The organism is Nocardioides abyssi (assembly GCF_030412915.1).
GTDB lineage: Bacteria > Actinomycetota > Actinomycetes > Propionibacteriales > Nocardioidaceae > Nocardioides > Nocardioides abyssi.
The window spans coordinates 1-311 of record NZ_JAUHJR010000087.1; the positions used below are offsets into that span (position 1 = coordinate 1).

General features: G+C 54.3%; 1 protein-coding gene. It reads left to right on the top strand.

Annotated elements, in window-relative coordinates:
- Positions 1-32 precede the first annotated feature (32 nt).
- On the top strand, positions 33-311 hold a 279-nt coding region (locus QWY29_RS20015), incomplete at its 3' end, for an aconitase family protein (RefSeq protein ID WP_300962992.1).

Sequence of the window (311 nt, forward strand, 5' to 3'; positions counted from 1 at the left end):
CATTTCTCGTTCCTGCGACTCAAAAGGTGTGGATGGACGTGTATAGTCTCCCCGTACCAGGATCTGGTGGCAAAACATGCTCCCAGATAGTTGAAGAGGCTGGTTGTGATACACCAGCTAGTCCTAATTGTGGTGCTTGTGTGGGTGGTCCTCGTGATACATATGCACGGATGAATGAACCTACGGTCTGTGTATCAACGACGAACCGGAACTTCCCGGGCAGGATGGGCCACAAGGAAGGGCAGATCTACCTGGCTTCTCCCTTCACCGCGGCGGCCTCAGCTTTGACGGGATATGTCACGGACCCCAGG